Source organism: Leisingera methylohalidivorans DSM 14336 (genome assembly GCF_000511355.1).
GTDB classification, from domain to species: domain Bacteria; phylum Pseudomonadota; class Alphaproteobacteria; order Rhodobacterales; family Rhodobacteraceae; genus Leisingera; species Leisingera methylohalidivorans.
The window spans coordinates 1,141,182-1,166,732 of the sequence record NC_023135.1 but is presented as its reverse complement, the minus strand read 5'-3'; the positions used below and the strand labels follow the sequence as shown (position 1 = coordinate 1,166,732).

At 64.0% G+C, this 25,551-nt stretch carries 27 protein-coding genes and 1 other RNA gene; 8 read left to right on the top strand and 20 right to left on the bottom strand.

Features of this window, described 5'->3' with window-relative positions; genetic code table 11:
• Window positions 1–176 precede the first annotated feature (176 nt).
• The gene (locus METH_RS05760) at window positions 177–917 is read right to left on the bottom strand and encodes a YebC/PmpR family DNA-binding transcriptional regulator (protein WP_024089485.1); all 741 of its coding nucleotides are present in this window, start codon (window positions 915–917) and stop codon (window positions 177–179) included.
• Window positions 918–1,040: 123 nt separating this feature from the next.
• Here METH_RS05760 and METH_RS05755 point away from each other — a divergent pair, with 123 nt between their 5' ends.
• On the top strand, window positions 1,041–2,816 hold the full coding sequence (locus METH_RS05755; protein WP_024089484.1) for an SLC13 family permease: 1,776 nt from the start codon (window positions 1,041–1,043) through the stop codon (window positions 2,814–2,816).
• A gap of 40 nt (window positions 2,817–2,856) precedes the next feature.
• Here the strand turns inward: METH_RS05755 and METH_RS25130 are convergent, their stop codons facing one another.
• The 5 genes from METH_RS25130 to mgtE all read right to left on the bottom strand — a co-directional run bounded on the left by METH_RS25130 (window position 2,857) and on the right by mgtE (window position 7,980).
• Window positions 2,857–2,988 (bottom strand): hypothetical protein, encoded by a 132-nt coding sequence (locus tag METH_RS25130; protein WP_024089483.1) that lies wholly within the window; start codon window positions 2,986–2,988, stop codon window positions 2,857–2,859.
• 111 nt (window positions 2,989–3,099) lie between these two features.
• Window positions 3,100–4,878, bottom strand: coding sequence for an SLC13 family permease (locus METH_RS05750; protein WP_024089482.1), 1,779 nt, complete (start codon window positions 4,876–4,878; stop codon window positions 3,100–3,102).
• Between the two features lie 213 nt (window positions 4,879–5,091).
• A complete protein-coding gene (locus METH_RS05745; RefSeq protein ID WP_024089481.1) occupies window positions 5,092–5,904 on the bottom strand; it encodes a TIGR00282 family metallophosphoesterase in 813 nt (270 codons plus the stop codon).
• Between the two features lie 114 nt (window positions 5,905–6,018).
• Window positions 6,019–6,582 (bottom strand): 5-formyltetrahydrofolate cyclo-ligase, encoded by a 564-nt coding sequence (locus tag METH_RS05740; RefSeq protein ID WP_024089480.1) that lies wholly within the window; start codon window positions 6,580–6,582, stop codon window positions 6,019–6,021.
• Window positions 6,583–6,591: 9 nt separating this feature from the next.
• A complete protein-coding gene (gene mgtE / locus METH_RS05735) occupies window positions 6,592–7,980 on the bottom strand; it encodes a magnesium transporter (protein ID WP_024089479.1) in 1,389 nt (462 codons plus the stop codon).
• A 144-nt stretch (window positions 7,981–8,124) separates the two neighbouring features.
• On the opposite strand from mgtE, the gene guaD reads away from it, so the two are divergent.
• Complete coding sequence (gene guaD, locus METH_RS05730) at window positions 8,125–9,423, top strand: guanine deaminase (protein ID WP_024089478.1); 1,299 nt, start codon at window positions 8,125–8,127, stop codon at window positions 9,421–9,423.
• A gap of 29 nt (window positions 9,424–9,452) precedes the next feature.
• On the opposite strand, the gene METH_RS05725 is transcribed toward guaD, so the two are convergent.
• The 3 genes from METH_RS05725 to METH_RS05715 form a co-directional block, all read right to left on the bottom strand.
• Entirely contained in the window at window positions 9,453–10,793 is a 1,341-nt protein-coding gene (locus METH_RS05725) for an 8-oxoguanine deaminase (RefSeq protein WP_024089477.1), read from the bottom strand.
• A 117-nt stretch (window positions 10,794–10,910) separates the two neighbouring features.
• Window positions 10,911–11,702: a histidinol-phosphatase gene (hisN, locus tag METH_RS05720; RefSeq protein WP_024089476.1), complete on the bottom strand. Its 792-nt coding sequence runs from the start codon at window positions 11,700–11,702 to the stop codon at window positions 10,911–10,913.
• Window positions 11,703–11,800: 98 nt separating this feature from the next.
• Window positions 11,801–12,172 carry a helix-turn-helix domain-containing protein gene (locus METH_RS05715; protein ID WP_024089475.1) on the bottom strand — a complete coding sequence of 124 codons (372 nt, stop codon included), beginning with the start codon at window positions 12,170–12,172 and terminating at the stop codon, window positions 11,801–11,803.
• A gap of 352 nt (window positions 12,173–12,524) precedes the next feature.
• Between METH_RS05715 and METH_RS05710 the strand changes: the two genes are divergently transcribed.
• Window positions 12,525–13,493, top strand: coding sequence for an NADPH:quinone oxidoreductase family protein (locus METH_RS05710; RefSeq protein WP_024089474.1), 969 nt, complete (start codon window positions 12,525–12,527; stop codon window positions 13,491–13,493).
• A 61-nt stretch (window positions 13,494–13,554) separates the two neighbouring features.
• Here METH_RS05710 and METH_RS05705 read toward each other — a convergent pair whose 3' ends face one another.
• Window positions 13,555–14,436 (bottom strand): LysR family transcriptional regulator, encoded by an 882-nt coding sequence (locus METH_RS05705; protein ID WP_024089473.1) that lies wholly within the window; start codon window positions 14,434–14,436, stop codon window positions 13,555–13,557.
• A 125-nt stretch (window positions 14,437–14,561) separates the two neighbouring features.
• Between METH_RS05705 and METH_RS05700 the strand changes: the two genes are divergently transcribed.
• The 3 genes from METH_RS05700 to METH_RS05690 all read left to right on the top strand — a co-directional run bounded on the left by METH_RS05700 (window position 14,562) and on the right by METH_RS05690 (window position 16,325).
• Window positions 14,562–14,783, top strand: coding sequence for a DUF1127 domain-containing protein (locus tag METH_RS05700; protein ID WP_024089471.1), 222 nt, complete (start codon window positions 14,562–14,564; stop codon window positions 14,781–14,783).
• A gap of 197 nt (window positions 14,784–14,980) precedes the next feature.
• Window positions 14,981–15,757 (top strand): Bax inhibitor-1/YccA family protein, encoded by a 777-nt coding sequence (locus tag METH_RS05695; RefSeq protein WP_024089470.1) that lies wholly within the window; start codon window positions 14,981–14,983, stop codon window positions 15,755–15,757.
• 94 nt (window positions 15,758–15,851) lie between these two features.
• Window positions 15,852–16,325 carry a GNAT family N-acetyltransferase gene (locus METH_RS05690; protein ID WP_024089469.1) on the top strand — a complete coding sequence of 158 codons (474 nt, stop codon included), beginning with the start codon at window positions 15,852–15,854 and terminating at the stop codon, window positions 16,323–16,325.
• 719 nt (window positions 16,326–17,044) lie between these two features.
• On the opposite strand, the gene rpmG is transcribed toward METH_RS05690, so the two are convergent.
• The 6 genes from rpmG to gatC all read right to left on the bottom strand — a co-directional run bounded on the left by rpmG (window position 17,045) and on the right by gatC (window position 21,167).
• Window positions 17,045–17,212 (bottom strand): 50S ribosomal protein L33, encoded by a 168-nt coding sequence (rpmG, locus tag METH_RS05680; protein WP_008554190.1) that lies wholly within the window; start codon window positions 17,210–17,212, stop codon window positions 17,045–17,047.
• Between the two features lie 119 nt (window positions 17,213–17,331).
• Window positions 17,332–17,760: RNase P RNA component class A (gene rnpB, locus METH_RS22835), an RNA gene on the bottom strand.
• A gap of 119 nt (window positions 17,761–17,879) precedes the next feature.
• Window positions 17,880–18,569, bottom strand: coding sequence for an N-acetylmuramoyl-L-alanine amidase (locus METH_RS05675; RefSeq protein ID WP_024089466.1), 690 nt, complete (start codon window positions 18,567–18,569; stop codon window positions 17,880–17,882).
• Window positions 18,569–19,345, bottom strand: coding sequence for an excalibur calcium-binding domain-containing protein (locus tag METH_RS05670; protein WP_024089465.1), 777 nt, complete (start codon window positions 19,343–19,345; stop codon window positions 18,569–18,571). The genes METH_RS05675 and METH_RS05670 overlap by 1 nt, the downstream gene beginning before the upstream one ends.
• A gap of 41 nt (window positions 19,346–19,386) precedes the next feature.
• Window positions 19,387–20,874: an Asp-tRNA(Asn)/Glu-tRNA(Gln) amidotransferase subunit GatA gene (gene gatA, locus METH_RS05665; RefSeq protein WP_024089464.1), complete on the bottom strand. Its 1,488-nt coding sequence runs from the start codon at window positions 20,872–20,874 to the stop codon at window positions 19,387–19,389.
• A gap of 5 nt (window positions 20,875–20,879) precedes the next feature.
• On the bottom strand, window positions 20,880–21,167 hold the full coding sequence (gene gatC, locus METH_RS05660; RefSeq protein WP_024089463.1) for an Asp-tRNA(Asn)/Glu-tRNA(Gln) amidotransferase subunit GatC: 288 nt from the start codon (window positions 21,165–21,167) through the stop codon (window positions 20,880–20,882).
• 186 nt (window positions 21,168–21,353) lie between these two features.
• On the opposite strand from gatC, the gene METH_RS05655 reads away from it, so the two are divergent.
• A complete protein-coding gene (locus METH_RS05655) occupies window positions 21,354–22,046 on the top strand; it encodes a metal-dependent hydrolase (protein ID WP_024089462.1) in 693 nt (230 codons plus the stop codon).
• Between the two features lie 115 nt (window positions 22,047–22,161).
• Here the strand turns inward: METH_RS05655 and METH_RS05650 are convergent, their stop codons facing one another.
• The 4 genes from METH_RS05650 to METH_RS05635 form a co-directional block, all read right to left on the bottom strand.
• Window positions 22,162–22,788, bottom strand: coding sequence for a DNA-3-methyladenine glycosylase I (locus METH_RS05650; RefSeq protein ID WP_024089461.1), 627 nt, complete (start codon window positions 22,786–22,788; stop codon window positions 22,162–22,164).
• Entirely contained in the window at window positions 22,785–23,078 is a 294-nt protein-coding gene (locus tag METH_RS05645) for a YciI family protein (RefSeq protein WP_024089460.1), read from the bottom strand. The genes METH_RS05650 and METH_RS05645 overlap by 4 nt, the downstream gene beginning before the upstream one ends.
• 11 nt (window positions 23,079–23,089) lie before the next feature.
• A complete protein-coding gene (locus METH_RS05640) occupies window positions 23,090–23,668 on the bottom strand; it encodes a TetR/AcrR family transcriptional regulator (RefSeq protein WP_024089459.1) in 579 nt (192 codons plus the stop codon).
• A gap of 91 nt (window positions 23,669–23,759) precedes the next feature.
• The gene (locus tag METH_RS05635) at window positions 23,760–24,209 is read right to left on the bottom strand and encodes a nucleoside deaminase (RefSeq protein ID WP_024089458.1); all 450 of its coding nucleotides are present in this window, start codon (window positions 24,207–24,209) and stop codon (window positions 23,760–23,762) included.
• Between the two features lie 61 nt (window positions 24,210–24,270).
• On the opposite strand from METH_RS05635, the gene METH_RS05630 reads away from it, so the two are divergent.
• Window positions 24,271–25,389, top strand: coding sequence for a pseudouridine synthase (locus METH_RS05630; RefSeq protein WP_024089457.1), 1,119 nt, complete (start codon window positions 24,271–24,273; stop codon window positions 25,387–25,389).
• Window positions 25,390–25,551: the final 162 nt, after the last annotated feature.

Below are 25,551 nucleotides of genomic sequence, written 5' to 3'. Positions count from 1 at the left end.
GGCGCGGGGGCGCTGCCCCCGCGGCCTTGCGCGGCCTCACCCCCGGAGTATTTGCGACCAGAAAGAAGCAACGGCCCGGTTCGGCCGGCCTGGTGCGGCTGGTCCGGTGCGGCTGGTCCGGACGTGAAAAGGCCCGCCGGTCCGGCGGGCCTGAATCGTGAAACGGCAGCCGCGGCTTAGAGCTGCGCCATGACCTCGTCGGAGGCTTCAAAGTTGGTGGTGACGCGCTGCACGTCATCGTCATCTTCCAGCGCATCGACCAGCTTCATCAGCTTTTGCATGCCTTCGAGATCCAGCTCGGTGGTGGTGCCCGGTTTCCAGACCAGCTTGGTGCTCTCGGACTCGCCCAGCTCCGCTTCCAGTGCGCTGGAGACATCGTTGAGGTCGGTGTCGGCACAATAGATGATATGGCCGTCCTCGGAGCTTTCGACATCTTCGGCGCCGGCTTCGATTGCTGCCATCATCACGGTATCGGCGTCGCCTGCAGAGGCCGGATAGGTGACTTCACCCTTGCGTTCGAACATGAAACCGACCGAGCCGGTCTCGCCCAGGTTGCCGCCATTCTTGGAGAAGGTCGAACGCACGTTGGAAGCGGTGCGGTTCTTGTTGTCGGTCATTGCCTCGACGATCACCGCCACGCCGCTGGGGCCATAGCCCTCGTAACGGATTTCGTCATAGTTTTCGGCGTCGCCGCCGACGGCCTTTTTGATCGCGCGGTCAATCACGTCCTTGGGGACGGACTGGCTTTTGGCTTCCTTCACCGCCAGGCGCAGACGCGGGTTCTTGTCGGGATCAGGGTCGCCCATCTTGGCGGCCACGGTGATCTCCTTGGCCAGCTTGGAAAACAGTTTCGACCGCGCGGCGTCCTGACGGCCCTTGCGGTGCTGAATGTTTGCCCATTTTGAATGGCCTGCCATGGTGCATCCTTGCTGCTGAATATCTGAATTGGCGCTCATATAGCCTTTGTCAGTGCCGGGTTTCAAGCACCCTGCCCCCGGCTTGGCCCTTGCTCCGCGGGGTTTCGCGGTTAAGCTGGCCCGATGACATATGATCAAGCCGTTTTGTTTTCGCTATTTGCTGCCGTTTTTGCCCTGCTGTTATGGGGGCGCTACCGGTATGATCTGGTGGCCTTTGCCGCGCTGATGGCGGGGGTGGTGCTGGGGGTGGTGCCTGCAAGCGATGCTTTTGCCGGGTTCGGCCACCCGGCAACGCTGGTGGTAGCGCTGGTGCTGATCGTTTCAGCCGGGCTGGTGCGGTCAGGCGCGGTGTTTCTGATCACCCGCACATTGGTGGATTCCACGCGGGGGCTGGGCGGCCATATTGCGCTGATGGGCGGGGTTGGCGCGGTTTTGTCGGCCTTCATGAACAATGTGGCGGCGCTGGCGCTGCTGATGCCAGTGGATATCCAGACCGCGCGCAAAGCCGGCCGGGCGCCGGGGCTGAGCCTGATGCCCCTGTCCTTTGCCACCATTCTGGGCGGCATGGCGACCCTGATCGGCACACCGCCCAACATCATCATCGCGGCGATCCGGGAGGAGCGGCTGGGAGAGCCGTTCCGGATGTTCGATTTTGCCCCTGTGGGCGGTGTGGCGGCGCTGGCGGGACTTGCCTTTGTGGCCTTGGCCGGCTGGCGGCTGATCCCGGCGCGGGAGAATGCAGCGGGCGCGTCCGAGGCGCAGCTGGCACCCTATATCGCGGAGCTGACGGTCGGCGAAGACTCGGAGGTTGCCGGCAAGCGGCTGGGTGAGCTGGAGGAAGAGGCCGAGAAGGCTGACGTGGCCATTCTGGGGCTGATCCGCGACGGCAAGCGGCGCTACGGGCGCTCGGTGGCGGCGGTGCTGCGGGAAGGCGACACGCTGGTGATCGAGGCAGAGCCGGAGGCGCTGGACGAGTTCCGCAGCGCGCTGAAGCTGGACTTTGCCGATGCCGCCCGGCAGGACAAGCTGACCGCCGCCGGCGAGGGGCTGGAACTGGTGGAACTGGTGGTGCCGGAATCCGCCCGCATCCGCGGCCGCAGCGCACAGTCCATCGGCCTGTCCTGGCGGCAAAGCGCAGTGCTGCTGGGGGTTGCCCGGCAGGGCCGCCGGATCACCCGGCACATCCGGCAGACCGATATCGAAGCCGGTGACATCCTGCTGCTGCTGTGCCCGCGCGGCCGGGTTGCGGATGTGGCTGAATGGCTGGGCTGCCTGCCGCTGGCGCAGCGCGGGCTGGCGGTGACGGCAGATGACAAGACCTGGGCCGCCATCGGTCTGTTTGCCGCCGCAGTTCTGGCGGCATCTGTCGGCCTGATCTACCTGCCGGTGGCCCTGGGGCTGGTGGCAATCGGTTATGTTCTGTTCAAGATCCTGCCGGTGGCGGAGATCTATGATCACGTGGAATGGCCGGTTGTGGTGCTGCTGGGGTCGATGATCCCGCTGGGGGCGGCACTGGACAGCTCAGGCGGCACCGCACTGATTGCCAATGCGCTGACAAGCCTGACCGAAGGCCTGCCCGCCTGGGCGGTGCTGACAGTGCTGATGGTGGTCACCATGACGCTGTCGGATGTGCTGAACAATACCGCCACCGCGATTGTCGCAGCGCCCGTGGGCATTCAGATGGCAGAGTCCCTCGGGGTATCTCCTGATCCGTTTCTGATGGCGGTGGCGGTCGCAGCCTCGGCGGCGTTCCTGACGCCGATCGGGCATAAGAACAACACGCTTGTGCTGGGTCCCGGCGGGTATCATTTTGGCGATTACTGGCGGATGGGGCTGCCGCTGGAGGTCTTGGTCATTGCCGTTTCCATTCCGGCAATCCTGGTATTCTGGCCTTTGTAGCGGGGGCAAACTTTTGCGGAAAAGTTTTGCCACAATCCTTTCACAAGGATTTTGCCGCCTGCGCGGATACCTCGGCAGGCTGCGTTTGCCGGTCCGCCCAGGCCTGCGTCATCAGCACAATGGCTGTTGATCCGCCCAGAACCGCGATCAGGAACAGTTTTCTGAAGTCCATGTGCCACCCTGTGAAACAGTCCCTGTTTCATATAGGCACGGCCGTAACAATTTCATGTAAACGGCGGGTGATGCGGCGGAACACTGCCATCACCAAAGGCATCCCGTGCTATCAGAGCGGCCAGAAAAACGGAATGATCAGCGACGCCAGCATGCCAACAGTCAGGTTCAGCGGGATGCCGACACGCAGAAAATCGGTGAACTTATAACCGCCCGGACCGTAAACCAGCGTATTGGTCTGGTAGCCGATCGGGGTGGCAAACGAAGCCGAGGCGGCCACCATCACGGCCACCACCAAGGGACGCGGATCCACCCCCATCGCCTGGGCCAGGCCAATGGCAATCGGGGTCACCACAACCGCCACCGCATTGTTCGATACCAGCTCGGTCAGGACAGAGGTCAGCAGATAAACCGCCCAGACCAGCAGGACCGGAGGCAGCATCGACAAGGCGGGCGCAATGGCGTTGACGATCAGGCTGACGGCACCCGAGCTTTCCAGCGCAGCTCCGATGGCAAGCATCGAAAAAATCAACGCCAGCAGCCGCCCGTCCACGAAAGAGAACGCCTCATCCGCGTCGATGCAGCGGGTCACGAACACCAGTGACACCATCAGCAGCGACAGCATCAGGATCGGCGCCACGCCCAGGGCGGCCAGCAGAACGATGCCCAGCAGAGCAACAACGGCAATCGGTGCGTGGCTGCGGCGGTAGGCGCGCTGGGTCGGTTGCGAGACGTCTGCCAGTTCCATATCGGTCGCCAGACGCTGGATATCGGCAGGTGCCCCCTCGAGCAGCAGAGTGTCGCCGATCCGCACCACAAGGTCATCCAGCTGCACGCCGATATTCTGGTTCCGGCGGTGCACCGCCAGGGTATAGACGCCATAGCGGCGGCGCAGGCGCATCGCGCCCAGGCTGCGGCCGACCATACGGCAGCCCGGAGTGATCAGCACTTCGACGGTTTCAGTTTCCACTGCCGAAACCTGGTCGACCCGTTTCAGCTCCTTATTGCTTTGCAGACTCAGCAGCTCGGTCATCCTGGTCCGCAGAACCACCCGGTCGCCGACCTGCAGCTCCACGCCCTCGAGGTTGCGGCGCAGCGATTCATCGCCGCGGATCACGTCGATCAGCCGCACGCCGGGGCGCTTGAACAGCTGCACGCCGGATGCTTCGCGGCCGATCAGGTTGCTTTCAGGCGGGATCACCGCTTCGGTGAAGAACTTCATCTTGGACTTATCGCTGAGCAGCATCGCCATGCTGTCGCGGTCCGGCAGCAACCGCGGTGCGATAAAACGCAGGTAGATCATGCCATAGACGACCAGGATCACGCCCAGCGGGGTGACCTCAAAAATCGTGAAGGGTTTCAGGCCCTGCGCCCGCGCCACGCCATCCACCAGCAGGTTGGTCGAGGTGCCGATCAGCGTCAGCGTGCCGCCCAGGATCGCCGCATAGCTGAGCGGGATCAGCATCTTGGACGCCGAAACATTCAGGGTGCGCGATATCTGGATGAAGACCGGGATCATCACCACCACCACCGGCGTGTTCGACACCACGGCAGAGGCGGCAACCACAAAAGCCACCAGCAGGGCAACCGCAAGCTTTGGGTTCACCTCGGCCTGTGTCTTGGCGATTTGGGTGAAGGCATCAAGAGCGCCGGTCCGCACCAGGGCGCCCATGATGATGAACATCGCGGCAATTGTCCAAGGCGCCGGGTTGGACAGCACCGGCAACGCCTGATCGTATGGCAGAACGCCGGTGGCCAGCATTGCCGCCACGCCGGTCAGCGCCACAACCTCGGTGGGGTAGGTTTCGCGCAGGAAGGCCAGGAACATGGCCAGGACAATGGCTATTGCCAGGACCGCGCTGCCGGTGTCGCCAAATTGGAAGAACTGCATATGCCGTGATTATGCCCATGTTGTTTCAGGCGGGTTTAGCGCGCCGCTGCACGCTCCGCCATCGCGCAGTTTCCCTGAAACCCCGGGACTGAGCAAGAATTTCCGCATCTGCTCCGCAACAGAGGCCTGCATTCGGGAATTTGTGCGGAAAATCGCGTCTGCACCGGCAAATCATCCCGCCCCAGCTGCGCCGCATGGCCGCAGGACACGGCGTTAGGGAGCCGCTTCCTGCAGCAGGCCGCCGTTGCGCACCATGCGAATCTGCTTGGCCGCGCCAGTGCGGTCGTCGGTCTCCACGAACACACCGGACAGGCTGGCCTCGCCATTTGCGGGAGTAAAGCGCGTCTTGGGCATTCCGGTCAGGAAGCGGCGCATCGGCTCGGCCTTATCCATGCCGATAACCGAATTGTAGTCGCCGCACATGCCGGCATCGGTGAGATAGCCGGTGCCTTCGGACAGGATCTGCGCGTCCGCTGTCGGCACATGGGTGTGGGTCCCCACCACCAGCGAGGCACGCCCGTTGCAAAAATGGCCCATCGCCATTTTCTCGGATGTGGCTTCGCAATGCACATCCACGATGATGGCCTGTGCCAGCCCGCCGCGGGGGTGCGATTTCAGCACCGCCTCAACCGCGCCGAAGGGGTCATCGAAAGCGCGTTTCATGAACACCTGGCCCAGCACCTGCACCACCAGCACCTTGCGCCCGCCCGGGGCCTGGAACAGCCGGTAGCCGCGGCCCGGTGCGCCCTTGGCAAAGTTCAGCGGCCGGATAATGCGCTGTTCCTGTTCGATGAACTGCAGCATGTCCTTCTGATCAAAGGCATGGTCGCCGAGGGTCAGGCAATCGACCCCGGCCTCCAGCAGCAGCTTGGCGTGATCGCCGCTCAGCCCCATGCCATTGGAGGCGTTTTCGCCGTTCACCACAACAAAATCGAGCCGCCAGTCCTGGCGCAGCCGCCGCAGATTTTCGGTAATGGCACTGCGCCCCGCGCGGCCCATCACATCGCCTAAAAACAGAATTCGCATTCCGGCGTGGTACGCCGTTGCGGCCGGCAGAACAAGGCCTGCGGCAGGCGTGCAAAACTTTTCTGAAAAATTTTGCCAGGATTTTTCACCAAAATCCTGGCTGTCCGGCCGATGTCAGCGGCTGAATTGCAGGATCCGGCTTTCGGTAACCAGCATATCGAGCGGCTGGTCGGTGGGTTCCAGCGGCAGGTCTTCGGCCTCTTGCGCGTCATAGGCAAAGCCGATCGCCAGCGTCGCCCGCTTGCCGCGCAACAGCTCCAGCGTGCGGTCATAGAAGCCGCCGCCATAGCCCAGCCGCCCGCCCTTGGCATCAAAGGCAACCAGCGGAACAATCAGGATCTCAGGCTCGAAAAAATCATCCGTTTCGGGAACCATGGCGCCAAAGGGGCCGTCGCGCAGCGGGCCTTCGGGCTGCCAGCGGCTGAATTTCAGCGGCTGGCCCGCCCCCATGATCACCGGCACGCCAACAGGCCCATGCGCAGCGGCTTCGGCCATTGCGGGCACCGGGTCGATTTCAGTCCGGATCGGCAGAAAGCCCGACAGCGGCACACCGCGGTAACCGGCCAGCACCTCGGACAGATGGCCGGCCGCGCCTGGGATATTGCGGGCGTGCGCTTCCTTGCGGCGGGCAAAGGCGGCCTTGCGGGCGGCGGCTTTGATTTCAGTCAGATCCGTCATCGCGGTCTCCTACAGCAAAACGGTTGCGGCAAGCCCGAGGAAGGCAAAAAAGCCGACCACATCGGTCACCGTGGTCACAAAGGCCCCCGAGGCCAGTGCCGGATCAATTCCGGCTTTCTCCAATAGAACCGGGATCACCGTGCCCGCCAGCCCTGCCACGACCAGATTGACCACCATAGCGACGGCAATCACCACACCCAGAATCGGCGAACCGAACCACGCGAGGCCCACCAGCCCCATCACGATGGCAAAGATCACCCCGTTGACCAGCCCCACCAGCACTTCCCTGCGGATCACCCGCCAGACGTTGGAGCCGGTCAGGTCGCGGGTGGCAATCGCACGCACCGCAACCGTCAGCGACTGGGTGCCCGCATTGCCGCCCATGGAGGCGACAATCGGCATCAGCACCGCAAGGGCCACGAACTCGGCAATAATTTCCTCGAACTGGGCAATCACCAATGAGGCCAGCACCGCCGTCACCAGGTTCACCGCCAGCCAGGGGAAGCGGCGTTTGGTGGTTTCTATCACCCGGTCGGCCAGCGAGCTTTCCTCGCCCACGCCAGCCAGACGCAGGATGTCTTCCTCGTGCTCCTCGTCCTGCACGATCATCGCATCGTCGATGGTGATCACACCGACCAGGCGCCCTTCGCCATCGGTCACTGGCGCCGAGATCAGGTGGTACTGGTTGAAGGCGTAGGCCACGTCCTCCTCGTCCTGATCGGCGGGAATCACCTGAAAGGTGTCTTCAACCAGTTCGGTCAGCGGCACTTCGCGCTTGGTGGCCATGATCCGGCCAAGGGTAACATTGCCGATCGGGTGCAGGCGCGGATCGACCAGGACCACATGATAGAACTGGTCCGGCAGATCCTCGGAGTTGCGCATGTAATCAATGGCCTGCCCGACATTCCAGTGTTCAGGGGCCATCACCACTTCGCGCTGCATCAAACGGCCGGCCGAGTTTTCCGGATAGCTCAGCGACTGTTCGACCGCGACCCGGTCGGCATCTTCAAGCGCCTCCAGGATGGCTTCCTGCTGCGGCACCTCAAGGTCTTCGAGAAGGTCGACGACATCGTCGCTTTCCATCTCCCGGACCGCATCGGCCAGAACCAGCGGGTTCAGCGTCTCGATGACTTCTTCGCGGATCGATTCGTCCAGTTCGGACAGGATCTCGCCGTCAAACTCACGGTCGTAAAGGCGGATCAGCCGCGCCCGGTCGCCGGCATCGACCTGTTCCAGAAGGTCGGCGATATCTGCCGCGTGCAGGTTTTCCAGCAGCTCCGTCAGCGCCTGCTGATCGCTCTGCTCCACCGCATCCAGAATCTGGACAACCAATTTGCGGTCCAGATCGTAGGAGTCGTCCTGAGACAGGTCGCCGGTGATGTTGTCGCCGCTGCTCATGTGGTGCTCCCGGGCATTTTGTGAGTGTTTGCCTGCAAAATAGAAGAAGCGGCTACCGGAAAACAATGACATCGGCATAATTTACCGGAGCTGATGCGGCGGGTATCCTGCCCGGAGCCGTTTTGCAAGGAAAGGGTTGGAAGAATGGGCACCGATTACATCCTGAAAGGGCGCGTTCTGTCTTTTGCCGGCTCTCCCTTTGCGGCGGAGCGGCCCGAAGATGCGGTCCGGCTGCTGGACGCGGTGGCGGTGCGGGACGGCCGGGTCGCAGGTGCGGGGCCGCTGGCACAGATGCAGGCACTGCTGCCGCAGGCGGAAACCCTGGATCACAGCGGCAAACTGATCATGGCGGGGTTTGTGGACGCCCATGTGCATTACCCGCAGACCGCGATTATCGCCAGTTGGGGCAAGCGGCTGATCGACTGGCTGAACAGCTATACCTTCCCCGAGGAGATGCGGTTTGCGGACCGGGCCTATGCCGATGAAATCGCCAGCCGCTACCTGGACCTGACAGCGGCGCATGGAACCACCACGGTGTGCAGCTATTGCACCATTCACCCGGAAAGCGTGGATGCGTTCTTCACGGCGGCGCAAGCGCGCGGGCAGCGGGTGGTTGCGGGCAAAACCTGCATGGACCGCAACGCACCCGGCGGCCTGCAGGACACGGCGCAGTCGGCGTATGACGATTCGGAGGCGCTGATCGGGCGCTGGCACGGCGTGGACCGGCTGGAATATGCAATTACCCCGCGGTTCTCCCCCACCTCCACCCCGGAGCAGCTGGAGGCGATGGGGGCCTTATGGGGCAAGCACCCTGAATGCCTGATGCAAACGCATCTGAGCGAGCAGACGGATGAGATCGCTTGGGTCAAATCCCTGTTCCCGCAGGCGCGGGATTATCTGGACACCTACGAGGAATTCGGCCTGCTGGGCGCGCGCGGGCTTTATGGCCATGCGATCCATCTGGAGGAGCGTGAACGGCACCGGCTGCGGGACTATGGCGCGGCGCTGATCCATTGCCCGACGTCGAACACCTTCATCGGCTCCGGGCTGTTCGATATGGCCGGGCTGATGGCCGAAGGCCAACGGATCGGACTGGCCACCGACACCGGCGGCGGGTCGAGTTTTTCGATGCTGCGCACGATGGCGGCGGCCTATGAGATCGGCCAGCTGCGCGGCACGGCGCTGCATGCGGCGCAGCTGTTGTGGCTGGCGACGCTTGGCTCCGCCACGGCGCTGCGGATGGAGGCGAGGATCGGCAATATCGCCCCCGGCATGGAGGCCGATCTGGTGGTTCTGGATCTGGGCTCCACCCCCGCCATCGCGCAGCGGTCAGCACGCGCCGGGGATCTCTGGGAGGCAGTGTTCCCCACCATCATGATGGGCGACGACCGCGCCATTGCCGAGGTCTGGATCGGCGGGCGGCCGGTTGAGCCGAGGCGCTGACGCGCCCCTGCTTCCGGCCTTGAGTATGTTCAGAAAGATGAAGCCAGCGCCCGGGCCAGCTTCCCGTGGCGTTCGATCAGCTGCGGCAGGTCGAGCGTGGTGATCTCGCCGCTGCGGATGATCTGCTTGCCTTCGACAAACAGGTGTTTCACCTGGGCCGGACCGGCCAGCAGCAACGCGGCGGCATCCCAGCTGCCGCTTGAGGCTACGCCGCCGGTGTCCCAAATGGCGATATCGGCCCGCTTGCCCGGCGCCAGCCGCCCGCAATCGGGGCGGCCCAGCACATCGGCGCCGCCGCGGGTGGCGATCTCCAGCGCCTCATAGGCGCTCATCGCGTCGGCGCCGTTGGCAACCCGCTGCAGCAGCATCGCCTGACGCGCCTCCGACGTCAGGCTGGCCATGTCATTGCTGGCGGATCCGTCCACCCCCAGCCCCACAGGAACCCCGGCGTCCCGCATTGCCCGCACAGGTGCAATGCCGCTGCCCAGACGGCAGTTGGAACAGGGGCAGTGCGCCACCCCGGTGCGGGTTCTTGCAAAGAGATCAATCTCTTGCACATCCAGTTTCACGCAATGCGCGTGCCAGACATCATCGCCGGTCCAGCCCAGCTCTTCGGCATACTGGCCGGGGCGGCAGCCGAATTTAGCCTCGGAATAGGCGATGTCCTCGTCATTCTCGGCCAGGTGGGTGTGCAGCATCACGCCCTTGTCGCGGGCCAGCAGTGCGGCGTCGCGCATCAGCTCGCGGCTGACCGAGAAGGGCGAGCATGGCGCAAGACCAACCCGGCACATGGAGCCTTCGGAGGCGTCATGAAAGGCATCCACCACGCGGATCATGTCATCGAGGATGGCGCGCTCCTCCTCAACCAGGCTGTCGGGCGGCAATCCGCCGTCGCTTTCGCCGATGCTCATCGCACCGCGGGTCGGATGGAAGCGCAGGCCCACATCGCGGGCGGCGTGGATAGTGTCCTCCAGGCGGGAGCCGTTGGGATAGAGATACAGGTGATCCGAGCTGAGCGTGCAGCCCGAGAGCGCCAGCTCCGCCAGGCCCAGCTGGGCAGAGACGAACATCTCGTCCGGGGTGAACTGCGCCCAGATGGGATAGAGCCGTTGCAGCCAGCCGAACAGCAGCGCATCCTGCGCCCCCGGCACCGCGCGGGTCAGGTTCTGGTAGAGGTGGTGGTGGGTGTTCACCAGCCCCGGCGTCACCACGCTGCCGCGGCCGGAGACGACGTTTCCGCGGGTTTGCAGCCCCTGACCCACGGCGGCAATCTCACCGCCGCGGATCAGTACATCGGCGCCATGCAGCACCCGCCGCGTATCATCCATCGTCAGGATGGTATCGGCATTTTGAATGAGGATCTCTGTCATTTTCACACACTCCTAAAGACAGCCCGCTTCAGAGGAATGTGCGATTGGCCGATGGAAAACGGGCGAAGAACCGGCCTGTGGGAAAAGTACAGGCAGGCACGGCCGGGTTCAACCGGTTTACGCCTGCCGCAGCAGTTTCAGCGCAGACGCGTGGATATCCGCATTGGCCGCGGCCAGGGCACGGCCGCCGTTGTGGGCCGGGTTGCCCTGCCAGTCGGTGACCATGCCGCCCGCGGCCTGGATCAGCGCAATCGGCGCCTGAATGTCATAAGCATTAAGACCGGCCTCGATCACCAGATCCACTTGCCCTGCCGCCACCAGCGCATAGGCATAGCAATCGGTGCCGTAGCGGGTCAGCTTGGCCTGGGCCGAGACCCGTTCGAATGCGGCGCGATCCTGCGGTGTGCCGACTTCCGGGAACGTGGTGAACAGGATCGCGTCTTCCAGCGCCGCAGTGGCGCGGGTCTGCAAAGGCCTTGCGCCGAGCGGGCCGGTCATGGCGGCAACGTCCGGTCCGCCGCAGAAACGCTCACCGGTATAGGGCTGGTCGATGACGCCCAGGAACGGGCCGTTTTCATCTGACAGCGCAATCAGCACGCCCCAGGTCGGGGTGCCGCTGATGAACCCCCGGGTGCCATCAATCGGGTCCAGCACCCAGGTGCGGCCGGAGGTGCCCGGCTTGGTGCCGAATTCCTCGCCCAGAATGCCGTCGCCGGGGCGCAAGTCCGCCAGAACCGCCCGCATCGCCTGCTCGGCAGCGCGGTCCGCGACAGTGACCGGATCAAACCCGCCTTCGAGCTTGTTCTCGGCGGTCAGCGCAGATGTGCGGAAATGCGGCAGGATGGCAGCGCGGGCTGCGTCTGCCATCCTGTGTGCAACGTCAAGATCTGAAAATGCGGCCTGTGTCATACCCGTACGGGTGCCACCCAGCCAAAATTATTGCAAGCGCAATCCCTGCCACCTGCAGGTTTTACGCCGGCAATCTGTCTATACCGGCCGTCCGGGTTTCAGGCGACGTCGCTCAGAACACGTGCCAATTCAAACAGGCGGCGGCGCTGGTTTTCCGGAATCGCATAGTAGGAGCGCACCAGATCAAGGGCTTCTTTGTCGCCCATCAGATCTTCCGGAACGGAGGCTTTCTCCGCGGGCGCTTTGCCTACTTCCTGCAGACCTTCGAAGAAGAAGCTCACCGGCACCTCAAGGGCGTCGGAAATGTCCCAGAGCCGGGAGGCGCTGACCCGGTTGGCACCGGTCTCATACTTCTGAATTTGCTGAAATTTTATGCCGACCTGCTCGGCGAGTTGCTGCTGCGTCATGCCGATCAGCCACCGGCGGTGGCGGATGCGCTTTCCCACATGCACGTCAACTGGATGAGCCATGCGTTTCTCCTAAGTCTAAAAATCCGGCCGTAACCCGGATCGCTGCAGTCATATAACCCGTTCTGGCGGCTTCAATTCTTTGCCGGAACACGGCTCCCCATCAGAGCGATCTAAGCTCAACCTCTGAGCAAAAGTGTACAACCCTTGCGATTGATTGCAAGGCTGTCGTCGCCCCGTGCGCAGCCCGCACGTTCAACCGCATGATTTCATGTATCATTTTTATAAAGGTTTTATTGCCAAGCTGCTGACGATCACGTACCTCCCCAGAAATAGCGAGGTGCGCACCGGTTCAGCACCCCGCAAGTGTGAGGGTGCGAATCACAGGGATTCCCGCAGAAGGTGAGGACAAAACATGCAGGCTTTCCAAGTTCAGGCCTTTGACCGACCAGCGTCGCTGACCGAAATCCAATGCCCCCCGCCGGGCCCCGGGGAAGCCGCCGTTGCGCTGCGGGCCTGCGGGCTGAACTTTGCCGACCTGCTGATGATGAAGGGCAGCTATCAGGACACGCCCGCGCCCCCCTTCACCCTGGGACTGGAAGCGGCAGGCGTGGTGACGGACCTGGGCGCGGGCACTCAAGGGTTTGCTCCGGGAGACCGGGTCGCGGTGTTCGGCGGCTCCGGCGGACTGGCCGAAGCCGGGGTTTTTGACGCAGCCCGGCTGATCCGGATCCCTGACGCGATGAGTTTCGAGCATGCCGCGGCAATGCAGATCGCCTATGGCACCAGTCACCTCGCACTGGATCACTGCGCCCGCCTGCAGCCGGGCGAGACGCTGCTGGTAACCGGAGCCGCCGGCGGTGTCGGGCTGACGGCTGTTGAAATCGGCAAACTGATGGGCGCGACAGTGATTGCCCAGGCCCGCGGACGGGAGAAGCTGGAGGTCGCTGCGGCTGCCGGTGCGGATCACCTGGTCGATGCCGGTGAAGACCTGCGCAGCACTGTGAAGGCATTGGGCGGCGCTGACGTGGTCTATGACGCAATCGGCGGGGACGTTTGGAAAGCGGCTTTCCGCTCTGCCAATCCCGGGGCGCGGCTGCTGCCGGTGGGGTTTGCCGGCGGCGACGTGCCGCAAATCCCGGCCAACCACCTGCTGGTGAAGAACCTGACCGTGATCGGTTTCTATCTGGGCGGTTACATGAAATTCCGGCCCGAAGCGGTGCGCCGGTCCTTTGAGACACTGTTTGCCTGGCACGGGGAAGGCCGCATCAAGCCGCATATCAGCCACACCCTGCCGCTGGAACGCGCGGCCGAAGGGTTGGACCTGCTGCGCAGCCGCAAGTCCACCGGCAAAGTGGTGATTACCATCGGCAGCAGCCGCTGACCGGAACAGGAAGCAGCCGCGCGCCCGGGCCCCTCCCGCCCGGTGCCGGAGCATCAGCGCGTTAACTGGCAGCGCGCAGCGGCGCGGACCACAGTCCCTGAAAGGCCTGACGGATGAATTCGGCCAGCTCGCCGACGTAGGGCGCGCGCACGCGCTCGGCTCCGTAGAGGTTGATGTGCTGCATCGGAAGATCCGGCAAGCCGCAGCCCTGTTCGACCAGCTCCTGATAGCCCGGCTGTGTCCCCTCCAGCAGCACACCGATGGCCAGATCGGCGCTGACCGTTGCCTCGACGGTGCGGTCGGAATCGCTGTCGAGCGCCATCTCCCATTCGATACCCGCCGCATCCAGCGCCGCCGTGGCCACGGGGCGGAAACTGCAGTTGCGGCAGAAGCCGAGCCGCAGGGGACGCTGCCGCCAGACCGATCCGTCCGGCGCGCCGACCCAGCGCAGCGGCATGCTGTGGATCGTCTCGGCGCCGCCGCCTGATTCGTTTTCCGTGGTCAGGATGAGGTCGTATGCGCCGCGCGCGAATTCGGCTTTGAGGTCGCGGGTATTGGACGTGCAGAGGTTCACATTCACCCGCGGGTAACTGAGATTGAACCGCTTCAGCACTTGCGGAATGACCGGATGCACCACGTCATGCGGCACCCCCAGCAGCACCTCGCCCTCAAAGGCCTGGTCTGTCAGCCTGCCGATCACCTCGTCATTCAGCGCCACCATCCTGCGGGCATAGCCAAGCATCTGCTCGCCCTCCGCTGTCAGCGCAATGGTGCGCCCGGATCGGTCCAGAAGGCTCAGCCCCAAAAGCTCCTCCAGCCGCTTCATCTGCATGGACACCGCCGACTGGGTGAGATGCAGAAAACCGGCCGCCCGGGTCACGCCGCCATTATCCGCCACCGCCACAAACGACCGGAGAGTCGTGATATCGAGATTTCGTATCATCACAGCACCTGATGCATTGTATCAAAAACATTCGTTTTTAAAATGTGCCACAAGGCGCCATATTCATCAACAGAATTGATCACCCAAAAGGGACGCATCACAAACCCAACTGAAGGATCCGCGCCATGACCCTTGCAACCTCCTCCTGCACCACCCCGTGCTCCGCCGCCAAGCCGCCGCTTACATTGGCCGCGCGCTTGCGTCTGCACCTTTCAGCATGGCGCCAGCGCCGCCAGCTGGCCAAGCTGGACGCCCGCGCATTGGACGACATCGGCCTGACCCCCTCCGAGGCAGATGCCGAGGCCCGGCGCGGGTTCTGGAGCGCTCCGGATCACTGGACCCGCTGAGTGTCTGCAGCCCGATTTGACACCGGCATTCGAGGCGGGCCGCCAGCCAGCGGCCCGTTTCCTCGTTTTTCATCTATTTATTGCCCCGAAATACTTGAACCGGAAGGCACTTCCACCGATATTTAGCGGGAAAGCTGCCGGCCGCGGCCCGGGTCGCGCGACGGCAGCAAGGGAGTAATTTACGGAGACCACCCAAGATGGCACAATTCGACACCATCCGGTCTGCCGCCGGCGCCCGCGCCGCGCAGATTGATGAGGGCCTGCGCGCCCATATGAACAAGGTCTACGGCACCATGGCCGCAGGCACTTTCATAACCTTCCTCGCTGCCTGGGCCATTTCCGGCCTGGCTGTCACTGCAGACCCGGCCAATGCCGTGGCCCAGCTGAGCGGGGACAAATACCTGACCAATCTCGGCTACGCGCTGTACGCATCGCCGCTGAAATGGGTCATCATGTTTGCACCGCTGGCCTTTGTCTTTGGCATCGGCGCGGCCGCAAACCGCATGTCGGCGGCCGGCGTTCAGCTGCTGTTCTACGCTTTCGCCACCGTGATGGGCCTGTCGATCAGCTCGATCTTCCTGGTATTCACCGGCGAGAGCATCGTGCAGGTGTTCCTGATCACATCCATCGCCTTTGCAGGTCTGTCGCTGGTCGGTTACACCACCAAGAAAGACCTGTCCGGCATGGGCGCCTTTCTGATCATGGGCCTGATCGGCCTGATCGTTGCCTCGATCGTCAATATTTTCCTGGCGTCGTCGGCGATGGCCTTTGCAATCTCGGTGATCGGCGTGCTGATCTTCGCGGGCCTCACCGCCTATGACACCCAGCGGATCAAGAACGACTACCTGCAGATGGCCCATTCCGGCGATCAGGAGTGGCTGGCCAAGTCTGCGATCATGGGCGCACTCAGCCTGTATCTGGACTTCATCAACATGTTCATGATGCTGCTCCAGCTGCTTGGTAACCGCGAATAAGCACTCAAAGGTTTTCACAATCAGCAAGGGGCGGGTCCTGAGGATCCGCCCCTTTTCATTTGCCGGTACAAAACAATAACAGGAGGAAATCCCCATGAAGGTCATCGAGATTCCCGCCGCGGAAGCCGGGCGCCTGCTGCCGCTGTTGCAGGACCTGCACGCGCTGCATGCCACGCACCAGCCGGAACGCCACATCCCCCAGCCCGGCAGCGCCGATCTGACCGAGTGGCTGCAGGACTGGCTGAAGGAGGAAACCGTCTTTGCTCTGGCTGCGGAAAGCCCGCAAGGGGCCCTGCTGGGCTATCTGATCTATGAGCTGCAAGACCGCCCGGCGCTGCCCATCCGCGCGGCAGAGACCCGCGCCATGCTGCACCATATTTCGGTAACCGAAGCCTGGCGCCGGATGGGTGTCGGCAAGGCTCTGGTGGAGGCGATGAGGACACGGGCACTGGCGGCCGGCGCCACAGTGATTGCCGCCACCTACGCGCCGTTCAACACCGCCTCGGCGGCGCTGTTGCAGGGCATGGGCATGGATCCGGTGCTGACCATGGCCGAGTGGCGCGCCTAGGGCCGCAGCCCCGGCGCCAGAGTCCGCAGCCAGGGCCAAGGGATAACGGCAGAGGCGGCCTTAAGATCCGGTGGCAGGGTGCAGGGTCAGGATCCGGGACCGGGGCAATCCAGCCCGGCGGATGCGGCGATTGCCCCCCCCGGCGGCCCGGCAGCCCCGCATCTCGCGGACTTCTCCGTCCGGGCGGCAGCCGGAGGCATCAGCGACCAGATCAGGAAACTCAGCCGCCGGGTCCTCCGGCAGCCCGGGCACTGCACTGTCCTCCGGGACGCTCAGCACGGCCATCCCGGCGCTGCCTGAGCGGACCCAGGCACAAAGACGGCCTGCGCCCCTGCAGCCGCACGATTTTGTCCGCCACAGCCTGCTGCCCCCCGGCAGGGGCTGACGGCACCACCCGCAGATCCCGTGCCTCGACTGCAGGCGGAAACGGCACCGCCGTCCCGCCATCAAAGGAACTGGAAACCGGTGCCCCGGCCGCTGCAAATGCAGCCGCAATCATGTAAATCTTCACAGCACATCCACCCGTTTGTTCATTAACCCACGGGCTTGAAGCTAGGCCGGAATTGGGGCGGAAACATGCGCGGCAGCCGGCTGCGCCGCGAAATCCGCCCGGTATTTTCCGAGAATTAGAAGCAGCCGCACGCGGCGGCGGCCGGCCAAAAAGAAAACGGGCCGCGGCTGGCGCGACCCGTTTCCGAAAATCATTCCAAAGGAAAGGCTTACTTGATTTTGCCTTCTTTGTACTCGACATGCTTGCGCACAACCGGGTCATACTTCCGCACAACCATTTTCTCGGTCATGGTGCGTGCGTTTTTCTTGGTCACATAGAAGTGGCCGGTGCCCGCGCTCGAGTTCAGGCGGATCTTGATTGTGGTCGGCTTCGCCATGGTGCTTCTCCTGCGTCCGAAAAGGCAGGAGCCTCTCGGTAAATTCCTATCTGAAGCCCGGCTTGTACCCGCCCCAGCCCCCAAGTCAATAGGATTCGGCCCAAATCCCGGGGTGTTTTATGCGCAGAAGGCCTGTAAGCCGGATCCTGTCCCCCCGGGACCGAAATCCCGGGCTCGACGGCCATTCATCTGGGGCGCGCATTGCTGCGTGCCTCTAGCTGCCAACCCGGCCCCTCTCGGCTGAAGCGTGCCTAGCAGCGGTTTCCCGTTTCCGGGACCTGCCTGCGCGGGGGCCCTATTTGGCATTGCTCCCGGTGGGGCTTGCCGTGCCGCCCCTGTTGCCAGGGGCGCGGTGGGCTCTTACCCCACCGTTTCACCCTTACCCCGGCTGCCGGCCGGAGGCGGACCTCCAAGCCGCCGGGGCGGTCTGTTTTCTGTGGCGCTTTCCGTCGGGTTTCCCCGCCCGGGCGTTACCCGGCACCGTTGCTTCATGGAGTCCGGACTTTCCTCGCGGAGCCGAAACCCCACGCGGCCGTCCAGCCTTCTGCGCGCCGGATGCGTAGAAACATCAGCGCGCGGCGTCAAGCGGATAGTTCAGGAGAAGCGGCTTTGCCCCACTTGGCGTCCGGCCAATTCGCCCCGGGGCGGTGCCTCGCAAAAACCCTGCTCAGAGCCCGCAGCAGCCAAGGGGCGGGAAATCCTCCGCCGCGAGCGGGCCGCGGGCCCAGGGCCGGAAGCGCAAGCGGACTGCGGCCAGCAGCGCGTCATCCTCTGCCGGAGCGGTAAAGCCAGCCCTATGCGCTGCCTTGCGGAAGTGATCGAAACTGAAGCCTTGCGGCGCCCCGCCGTTTCCACGTTCCGCGGCCAGCCCCTGACGGGCCAGCCGGGCCCAGTCGAACCGCGGGCCCGGGTCGGCCTTGCGCCCCGGTGCCATGCAGGAATGGCCGATGACACCGGCCGGAGGAATGGACCAGCGCTGCATGATCCCCTGCATCAGGTCTTCCAGCGCTGCCATCTGCGGCGCGCTGAAGGGATGATTGCCGCGATTGTCCAGCTCGATGCCGATGGAGCGGGAGTTTATGTCAGCCAGCCCGCACCACTCCCCTGCCCCGGCGTGCCAGGCGCGGCCTGCCTCGGCCACCAGCTGCCAAAGGGTGCCGTCCGATCCGATCAGGTAATGGGCGGACACCTCCGCCACCGGGTCGCAGAGCCGCTCCAGTGCGGCCTGAGCGCTTTCCATGGCGGTGTAGTGCAGCACAATCAGGGCCGGCGTCAGACCATCCCTGCGCGGCCCTGAATTCGGGCTGGGGCGCCAGCTGGCGCCCGGATGATCAGGCCCGCGCTGATCCGGCGCCATCAGTTCTGGACAGCCAGCCGGTACGGTGCCGGGTCCCAGCCGCAGGCAAAGCCGTCGCCATCCGGGTCCAGCGCCTGGCGGTCCCGCTGCGGGCCGCCTGCCTCGAGGAAAGCGATCTGGGCCTGGTCGGGCGACGCGAACTCTGCGCAGTTGCGCTTGCTGCGCGCCTGCAGGTTGATGCCGGAACGGCTGTAAAGGCGGGCGCCTCTGGGGTTGCTCGTGCTCAGCGCGTAGCGGACGATATTGGGGCTGGCGCTGTCTGCCCGCTGCGGCACGGCGACCGGCTGCACCTGCTGGTATTGCGCCCGCTGCCGCTCCAGCCGGGCGGCATCGCTTTCGATCGACTGACGGGCCGAGACCGCCTGGAAATCATTCTCATCCGAAATGGCGGCAGTCCCGCCCGGCTGCGGCGCCGGGTTGGAGGGGCTGGCCTGCAGCGGCGCGACTCCGGAATTCGCCTGTGACGCAGCAAGTGCCGCCGCGGTTTCGCGGGCGATGTCGGCAGCGCTGCCGGCGGCGGGTGCTGAAGACGCGAACGTGCCTGCTGCCGAAACCGAGCCCGGGCTGCGCGGCGCCGGGCTTACCTGATACGGTTCGCTGGAAACCCGGGCAGGCGGCACCAGCGGCGCCCCTGTAATTGTGGTGCCCGCGGCAGGCGGCGGCGCAAAAGGATCACCGTCAATGCCGACATTTGCGGCGCTGTCGGGAACCTGAGGGGAACAGGCAGCCAAAACCAGAAGGCTGCCTGCAGCGGCGTAAGATGCGAATGCGCGCATGGGGTTACCTGTCAGTTCTGCTCAACTCATTGAGCAGAGCATTACCACCATTGCTGCGGCTTGGCTACAAAGCCTGCTGCATTCTCCAGCGCATAGGCAGTGTTCAGCAGATCGCCCTCTTCCCAGGGTTTGCCGATCAGCTGCAGGCCCAGCGGCAGGCCCTGGCTGTCCAGCCCCGCAGGCACTGCAATTCCTGGCAGGCCGGCCAGGTTCACGGTGACGGTAAAGACGTCATTCAGATACATTTGCACCGGATCCGCGTCCGTCATCTCGCCAAGGCCAAAGGCCGCTGACGGGGTTGCCGGGGTCAGGATCGCATCGACACCAGCGGCAAACGCATCCTCGAAATCTTTCTTGATCAGGGTGCGGACGCGCCGGGCGCGGTTGTAATAGGCGTCATAAAAGCCTGCCGACAGCACATAGGTGCCAACCATCACACGGCGCTGCACCTCATGGCCGAAACCTTCGGCGCGGGTCTTTTCATACATCTCGGTGATGCCGTCGCCGGCTTCCAGCGCGGCGCGCTGGCCATAGCGGACACCGTCATAACGGGCCAGGTTCGAAGATGCTTCGGCCGGGGCGATCACATAATAGGCAGGCAGCGCGTATTTGGTGTGCGGCAGCGAGATGTCGACGATCTCGGCGCCCGCGGCCTTCAGCATTTCGGCGCCGTCCGCCCACAGCTTTTCGATCCCGCCCGGCATGCCGTCCATGCGGTATTCCTTGGGGATACCGATTTTCTTGCCTTTGATGTCGCCGGTCAGCATCGCCTCGAAATCCGGCACCGCCAGTTCGGCGCTGGTCGAATCCTTGGGGTCATGGCCGCACATGGCTTCCAGCATGATCGCAGCGTCGCGCACCGATTTGGTCATCGGGCCGGCCTGATCCAGCGAGGAGGCAAAGGCAACAATGCCCCAGCGCGAGCAGCGGCCGTAGGTCGGCTTGATGCCGACAGTGCCGGTGAAGGCGGCAGGCTGGCGGATCGAGCCGCCGGTGTCGGTGCCGGTTGCCGCGAGGCAAAGGTCGGCAGCGACGGCAGACGCAGAACCGCCCGAGGAGCCGCCGGGGGTCAGTTCTGCCGTGTCGCCGTCGCGGCGCCAGGGGCTGACGGCGTTGCCGTAAACCGAGGTCTCGTTGGACGAACCCATGGCGAATTCGTCCATGTTCAGCTTGCCCAGCATGACGGAGCCGGCATCGGCCAGCTTCTGCGAGACGGTGGATTCATATTCCGGCTTGAAGCCTTCGAGGATGCCGGAGGCCGCCTGCGACGGCACACCTTTGGTGCAGAACAAATCCTTGATGCCGACCGGCAGGCCGCACATGGAGGGGGCCTCGCCCGCCTTGATCCGCAGGTCCGCCGCCTTGGCGCGCTCGATGGCCATTTCCGGCGTCTTGTGCACAAAGGCGTTCAGCGCATCGGCCGCATCGATTGCCTTGAGGCAGGCCTCGGTCAGCTCGACGGAGGTGGTGTCGCGCTTGCGCAGCGCGTCGCGGGCCTCTGCCAGGCCCAGTTTATTCAGATCGCTCATGTCTCTTACTCCACAACCTTGGGCACGGCGAAGAAGCCTTCGCGGGCATCGGGCGCATTGGCCAGCACCTTGTCCTGCTGGCTGCCGTCGGTGACTTCATCCGCCCGGCGTTTCAGGCGCTGCGGAGTGACAGAGGTCATCGGCTCAATGCCCTCGACATCCACCTCGTTCAGCTGCTCAATGAAGCCCAGGATGTTGTTGAACTCGTCTGCCAGCGCCGGAAGTGCTGCGTCCTCAACCTTGATCCGGGCCAGTTTGGCCACCTTGGCGGCGGTGCTTTGGTCAATCGACATGGAAACCCTCATCTGGTGTTGCCTAGGCATTTACCGCCGCACCGCCCCGCCTGCAAGCCTGCAAGGGGCGTTCGCTGCATCCTGCGATGACAGGGCGGCTGGCCAGGCAAATTTTCCGCAGGCTTCAATTCCATTCCGCACCAGGCCTGTTAGGCTTCCGCCCGAAGACACGGGAGGAGATTTGAGATGAAGATCATTTGGCTGGGCCACGGATCGTTCCGCATCGAGACCAGCGGCCGGGTGCTGCTGGTAGACCCTTGGCTCAGCGGCAACCCGGTTCTGCCGGAAGACCGGCACGAGGCGGCCATTGCGGGCGCCACCCATATCCTGCTCACACATGTGCATTTCGACCATGTGGTGGATGTGCTGCCGCTGGCCAAACGGCTGGAGGTGCCGGTGGCGGGGCAATACGATTTGATGGGGCTGTGGGGCGAGACCGAAGGGGTTGAGACCATTGGCTTCAACAAGGGCGGCACCGTGGATCTGGACGGGGTGAAAGTTGCAATGGTGCCTGCTTCGCACAGTTCGACCTTCAACACTCAGGACGGCTTGCGCACGGGCGGCTCGGAGGTCGGATACATGCTGATGGCAGAGGGCAAGACAGTCTATCTGTCCGGCGATACCGCCATCATGGCTGACATGGAGTGGATGGGGGATTACTACAAACCCGATATCGGCATCCTGTCCGCGGGCGGGCATTTCACCATGGACATGAAGCAAGCGGCCTATGCGGCCAAGCGTTATTTCAACTTCAAGACGGTGATCCCCTGCCACTACAAAAGCTTCCCGGTGCTGGAGCAGGACGCATCGGACCTGATCGCGGGGCTGCCAGGCGTCGAGGTCATCGAACCGGAAGTGATGAAAGCAATCGAGCTTTAATCCGGAACCGCCGCCGCGCGGCTCCCGCCCGCCGCCGGATCTGCGCGGCAGACCGGCGCCCGTTGGGCCGGGCGCCGGGCCTCCTGGCCCGGCGCGGTAGCGCTACGGCCGGAAGCTATCGGCCAGAAGCCTCCAGCCGCGGCACGGTAAAGGCCTTTCTCGCCTCTGCTGCCTTTTTCCGGCAGATGCAGCCGTTGGCGTGGTCGTTGATCAGACCCATCGCCTGCATGAAGGCAAAAGCAGTCGTGGGGCCGACAAATTTCCAGCCGCGTTTCTTCAGCGCCTTGGACAGGGCCGCGGAATCAGGGCTGGTTGCGGCGGTCTGCGGTTCCGGCAGATTTTCGGGCCTGGGCTCAAAGCTCCAGAAAAACGCGGCCAGCGAGCCGGCCTCGGCCACCAGTTCCTGTGCCCGGGCCGCGTTGTTGATCACCGCTTCGATTTTGCCTCGGTGGCGGATGATGCCCTTGTTCTGCAGCAGCCGCTCCACATCTGCCGCGCCGAATTTGGCCATTTTGTTGAAATCGAAGCCGGCGAAGGCCGCGCGGAAATTTTCGCGCTTGTCCAGAATTGTCCGCCAGCTGAGGCCCGACTGGAAGCTCTCCAAGCAGACCTTCTCGAACAGGCGGATGTCGTCGCCCACCGGATAGCCCCACTCCTCGTCATGATAGCGCAGAAAATCCGGCGCAGAGGCGGCCCAGCCACAGCGGGGCTGGCCATCGGGGGCGGTGTAAAGCCGGCTCATGCGGCCGTCTTGAGAAAAGCAAGCCGCGCATCGGTCAGCACAGGCGAGAACCCGGTGATCTCAGCCGTCACGACATCCTCCGCCACAAAGGGATCCTGCGCCACGCGGGCGGCCAGATCCTCGCGGCTGCAGCCGTGGGCGAGGATTGCGCCGCCCCGCCCCTCTTCTATCGAACCGGCGGCCAGGAACACCTGATCCGCAAAGCCCTGGCGCAGCCAGGCCTTATGCGCCTCCATAAATTCACCCGCGCGATCCCTGCGGGCTGAAAATTTCAGAAAAACGACAAACATATCTGCTCCCTTCAATTTGGTTCCACAGGCACCAGGCCATGCAGCCAGGCCTGCATCTGTTCAACTTCACTTATGATAAATGCCGGATCGCGGAACGCCTGCGCCAGCGTGGCCACCCCTTGGCTCCGGGCCAGCAGGTGCATGGCCAGCGCATCCGCACCATTGGAGCAGCCCATTTCCTCGAACTGACGGCCAAGCCAGTCGCGGAACAGGGTGAAGACCGCATTGGCCTGGCCCTGTGCGGCGTGATCCAGCTTGCCCAGTTCCGTCACCAGCGTGCCAACAGGGCAGCCGTACAGCGTGATTTTGGCCTGATTGACGATCAGGATGCGGATGAAGCAGATGATCCGCCCTTCGGGGCTGCCGCCTTGGGCCTGCCACTTGGCCAGCATTATACGGGTGCTGGCCATACGGCGAGTGATCACCGCATCAAGAATCTCGTCCTTGCTCTTGAAATGGTGGTAGAAGTTCCCGCGCGAGATGCCGACGGAGGCAGCAATGTCCGCAAAGGATGTGGCTTCGAACCCACGTTCATAAAACAGCTGATCAGCTGCCCCGGCTATCCTGTCTTTTGTCCCATTCTGCGCCATTTCCACTCCCTAGGACAATCGACCTAAATCCACAAATAGGACAAATGACCTAATCCAGCAACCCTCAAATGAGACCGCGATGCGCCTGCATTCAGCGTTTTCTGGCGAAGAATTCCTTGAGCAATTCGCTGGCCTCGACCTCGGCGATGCCATCGTAGACCTCGGGCGCGTGATGCGCCTGAGGGTGCGAGAACACACAGGCGCCATGCGCCACGCCGCCGGACTTGGGGTCGGAAGCGCCGTAATAAACGCGCCGGATGCGGGCCGCGGCGATGGCGGCGGCGCACATTGCGCAAGGTTCCAGCGTCACATAAAGGTCATAGCCGGCAAGCCGCTCGCTGCCCAAGGACGCACAGGCTGCGCGGATGGTCAGGATCTCGGCGTGGGCAGTGGGGTCGTTCATCTCGCGCGTGCGGTTGCCCGCCAGGGCGGCAACCTGTCCGTCCGGCGCGATCAGCACGGCGCCGACCGGCACCTCGCCGCGTCCCGCCGCCTCCCGCGCCTGCTCGAGCGCCTTGTCCATATGCGATTTGAACGCCATGCCCCTTCCTGCCTGCGATTGCGCGCTTTCGCAAGGCGGCGGAATGCTCTATGGCACGCACATGAGCAATACACCCGCATCCCCCAAGGGCAAACCGGCCCCGAAAGCCGCGGCAGGCAAAGCGCCCGCCGCAAATCCGACTGACGGCAAGGCGCCCGAAGGCGACCGCATCGCCAAGGTCCTGTCGCGCGCCGGCGTCGCCTCGCGCCGGGAGGCTGAACGGATGATTTCCGAGGGCCGTGTGACGGTGAATGGCGACAAGATCGCCAGCCCGGCGCTGAACGTGACCGCCGCCGACCGGATCAGCGTCGATGGCAAGCCCCTGCCCGAGGCCGAGGCGCCGAGGATGTGGCTGTATTACAAGCCTATCGGGCTGGTCACCTCGAACAGCGACGAAAAAGGCCGCACAACGATCTTTGACGAGCTGCCCGAAGACATGCCCCGGGTGATGACGGTGGGACGGCTTGACATCAATTCCGAGGGCCTGTTGCTGCTGACCAATGACGGCGCCATCAAGCGCAAGCTCGAACTGCCCTCGACCGGCTGGCTGCGCCGCTACCGCGTGCGCATCAACGGCCGCCCGCGGGACGAGGATTTTGCGCCGCTGCGCAAGGGCGCGGTGATCGACGGCGAGAAATTCCAGCCGATGACGGTGTCGCTGGACCGCCAGCAGGGCGCCAATGCCTGGCTGACGGTGGGGCTGCGCGAGGGCAAGAACCGCGAGATCCGCCGCGCGATGGAGTATGTCGGGTTTAACGTGAACCGGCTGCTGCGGGTGTCCTATGGCCCGTTCCAGCTGGGCGAGCTGAAGCCCGGCGAGGTGGAGGAGCTGCGCTCGCGGGTGGTGCGCGACCAGCTGGGGCTGGAGCCGGAGGAGGAAAAACCTGCCGCCCGCCCGACCCGCGGGCGCGGCAAGCCGGGTGGCAAACCGGGTGGTAAGCCCATGGGAAAAACCGGTGGCCCTGGCGGCAAGCCAACTGGCAAGCCCGGCGGCAGGCCGGGCGGCGGTTTTGGCGGCAAGCCCGGTGATAAATCAACCCGTTCTGGGGGCGGAAAACCCGGCCCGAAAGGGCCTGGGAGCCGCGGCAGTACCGGTGACCGGGGCGCATCCCAGGGTGGAGGCCGGCCCGCACAACGCGGCGGCGGCAAGCCCTCTGGCGGAAAGAATCCCCGGCGCTGAGGCATTTGCGGCAGACTTCCCCCTAGCAAGATCGCCGGCTATCCCCTAGGTTTCCAATCAGTTAATCATTGCTGGCCGTTCTAGGGGGACCTGCGTGCAGAAACTTGCCTATGCCGCCCTATTGATCCTGATGCTGGGCCTCAGCACCGGCTGGATTGCAGG

Bases quoted from the DNA above. Each gene is read 5' to 3' on its own strand.
- METH_RS05690 (WP_024089469.1), top strand. From the start codon at position 15,852: ATGAAGGTCATCGAGATTCCCGCCGCGGAAGCCGGGCGCCTGCTGCCG.
- METH_RS05740 (WP_024089480.1), bottom strand. From the start codon at position 6,582: ATGACGGATCTGACTGAAATCAAAGCCGCCGCCCGCAAGGCCGCCTTT.
- hisN (WP_024089476.1), bottom strand. From the start codon at position 11,702: ATGACACAGGCCGCATTTTCAGATCTTGACGTTGCACACAGGATGGCA.
- rpmG (WP_008554190.1), bottom strand. From the start codon at position 17,212: ATGGCGAAGCCGACCACAATCAAGATCCGCCTGAACTCGAGCGCGGGC.
- METH_RS05645 (WP_024089460.1), bottom strand. From the start codon at position 23,078: ATGTTTGTCGTTTTTCTGAAATTTTCAGCCCGCAGGGATCGCGCGGGT.
- METH_RS05650 (WP_024089461.1), bottom strand. From the start codon at position 22,788: ATGAGCCGGCTTTACACCGCCCCCGATGGCCAGCCCCGCTGTGGCTGG.
- METH_RS05715 (WP_024089475.1), bottom strand. From the start codon at position 12,172: ATGGCTCATCCAGTTGACGTGCATGTGGGAAAGCGCATCCGCCACCGC.
- METH_RS05760 (WP_024089485.1), bottom strand. From the start codon at position 917: ATGGCAGGCCATTCAAAATGGGCAAACATTCAGCACCGCAAGGGCCGT.
- METH_RS05675 (WP_024089466.1), bottom strand. From the start codon at position 18,569: ATGGCGCCGGATCAGCGCGGGCCTGATCATCCGGGCGCCAGCTGGCGC.
- METH_RS05745 (WP_024089481.1), bottom strand. From the start codon at position 5,904: ATGCGAATTCTGTTTTTAGGCGATGTGATGGGCCGCGCGGGGCGCAGT.
- gatA (WP_024089464.1), bottom strand. From the start codon at position 20,874: ATGAGCGATCTGAATAAACTGGGCCTGGCAGAGGCCCGCGACGCGCTG.
- METH_RS05725 (WP_024089477.1), bottom strand. From the start codon at position 10,793: ATGACAGAGATCCTCATTCAAAATGCCGATACCATCCTGACGATGGAT.
- METH_RS05630 (WP_024089457.1), top strand. From the start codon at position 24,271: ATGAGCAATACACCCGCATCCCCCAAGGGCAAACCGGCCCCGAAAGCC.
- METH_RS05695 (WP_024089470.1), top strand. From the start codon at position 14,981: ATGGCACAATTCGACACCATCCGGTCTGCCGCCGGCGCCCGCGCCGCG.
- METH_RS05700 (WP_024089471.1), top strand. From the start codon at position 14,562: ATGACCCTTGCAACCTCCTCCTGCACCACCCCGTGCTCCGCCGCCAAG.
- gatC (WP_024089463.1), bottom strand. From the start codon at position 21,167: ATGTCGATTGACCAAAGCACCGCCGCCAAGGTGGCCAAACTGGCCCGG.
- METH_RS05750 (WP_024089482.1), bottom strand. From the start codon at position 4,878: ATGCAGTTCTTCCAATTTGGCGACACCGGCAGCGCGGTCCTGGCAATA.
- METH_RS05670 (WP_024089465.1), bottom strand. From the start codon at position 19,345: ATGCGCGCATTCGCATCTTACGCCGCTGCAGGCAGCCTTCTGGTTTTG.
- METH_RS05705 (WP_024089473.1), bottom strand. From the start codon at position 14,436: ATGATACGAAATCTCGATATCACGACTCTCCGGTCGTTTGTGGCGGTG.
- METH_RS25130 (WP_024089483.1), bottom strand. From the start codon at position 2,988: ATGGACTTCAGAAAACTGTTCCTGATCGCGGTTCTGGGCGGATCAACA.
- METH_RS05755 (WP_024089484.1), top strand. From the start codon at position 1,041: ATGACATATGATCAAGCCGTTTTGTTTTCGCTATTTGCTGCCGTTTTT.
- METH_RS05710 (WP_024089474.1), top strand. From the start codon at position 12,525: ATGCAGGCTTTCCAAGTTCAGGCCTTTGACCGACCAGCGTCGCTGACC.
- METH_RS05635 (WP_024089458.1), bottom strand. From the start codon at position 24,209: ATGGCGTTCAAATCGCATATGGACAAGGCGCTCGAGCAGGCGCGGGAG.
- guaD (WP_024089478.1), top strand. From the start codon at position 8,125: ATGGGCACCGATTACATCCTGAAAGGGCGCGTTCTGTCTTTTGCCGGC.
- METH_RS05640 (WP_024089459.1), bottom strand. From the start codon at position 23,668: ATGGCGCAGAATGGGACAAAAGACAGGATAGCCGGGGCAGCTGATCAG.
- METH_RS05655 (WP_024089462.1), top strand. From the start codon at position 21,354: ATGAAGATCATTTGGCTGGGCCACGGATCGTTCCGCATCGAGACCAGC.
- mgtE (WP_024089479.1), bottom strand. From the start codon at position 7,980: ATGAGCAGCGGCGACAACATCACCGGCGACCTGTCTCAGGACGACTCC.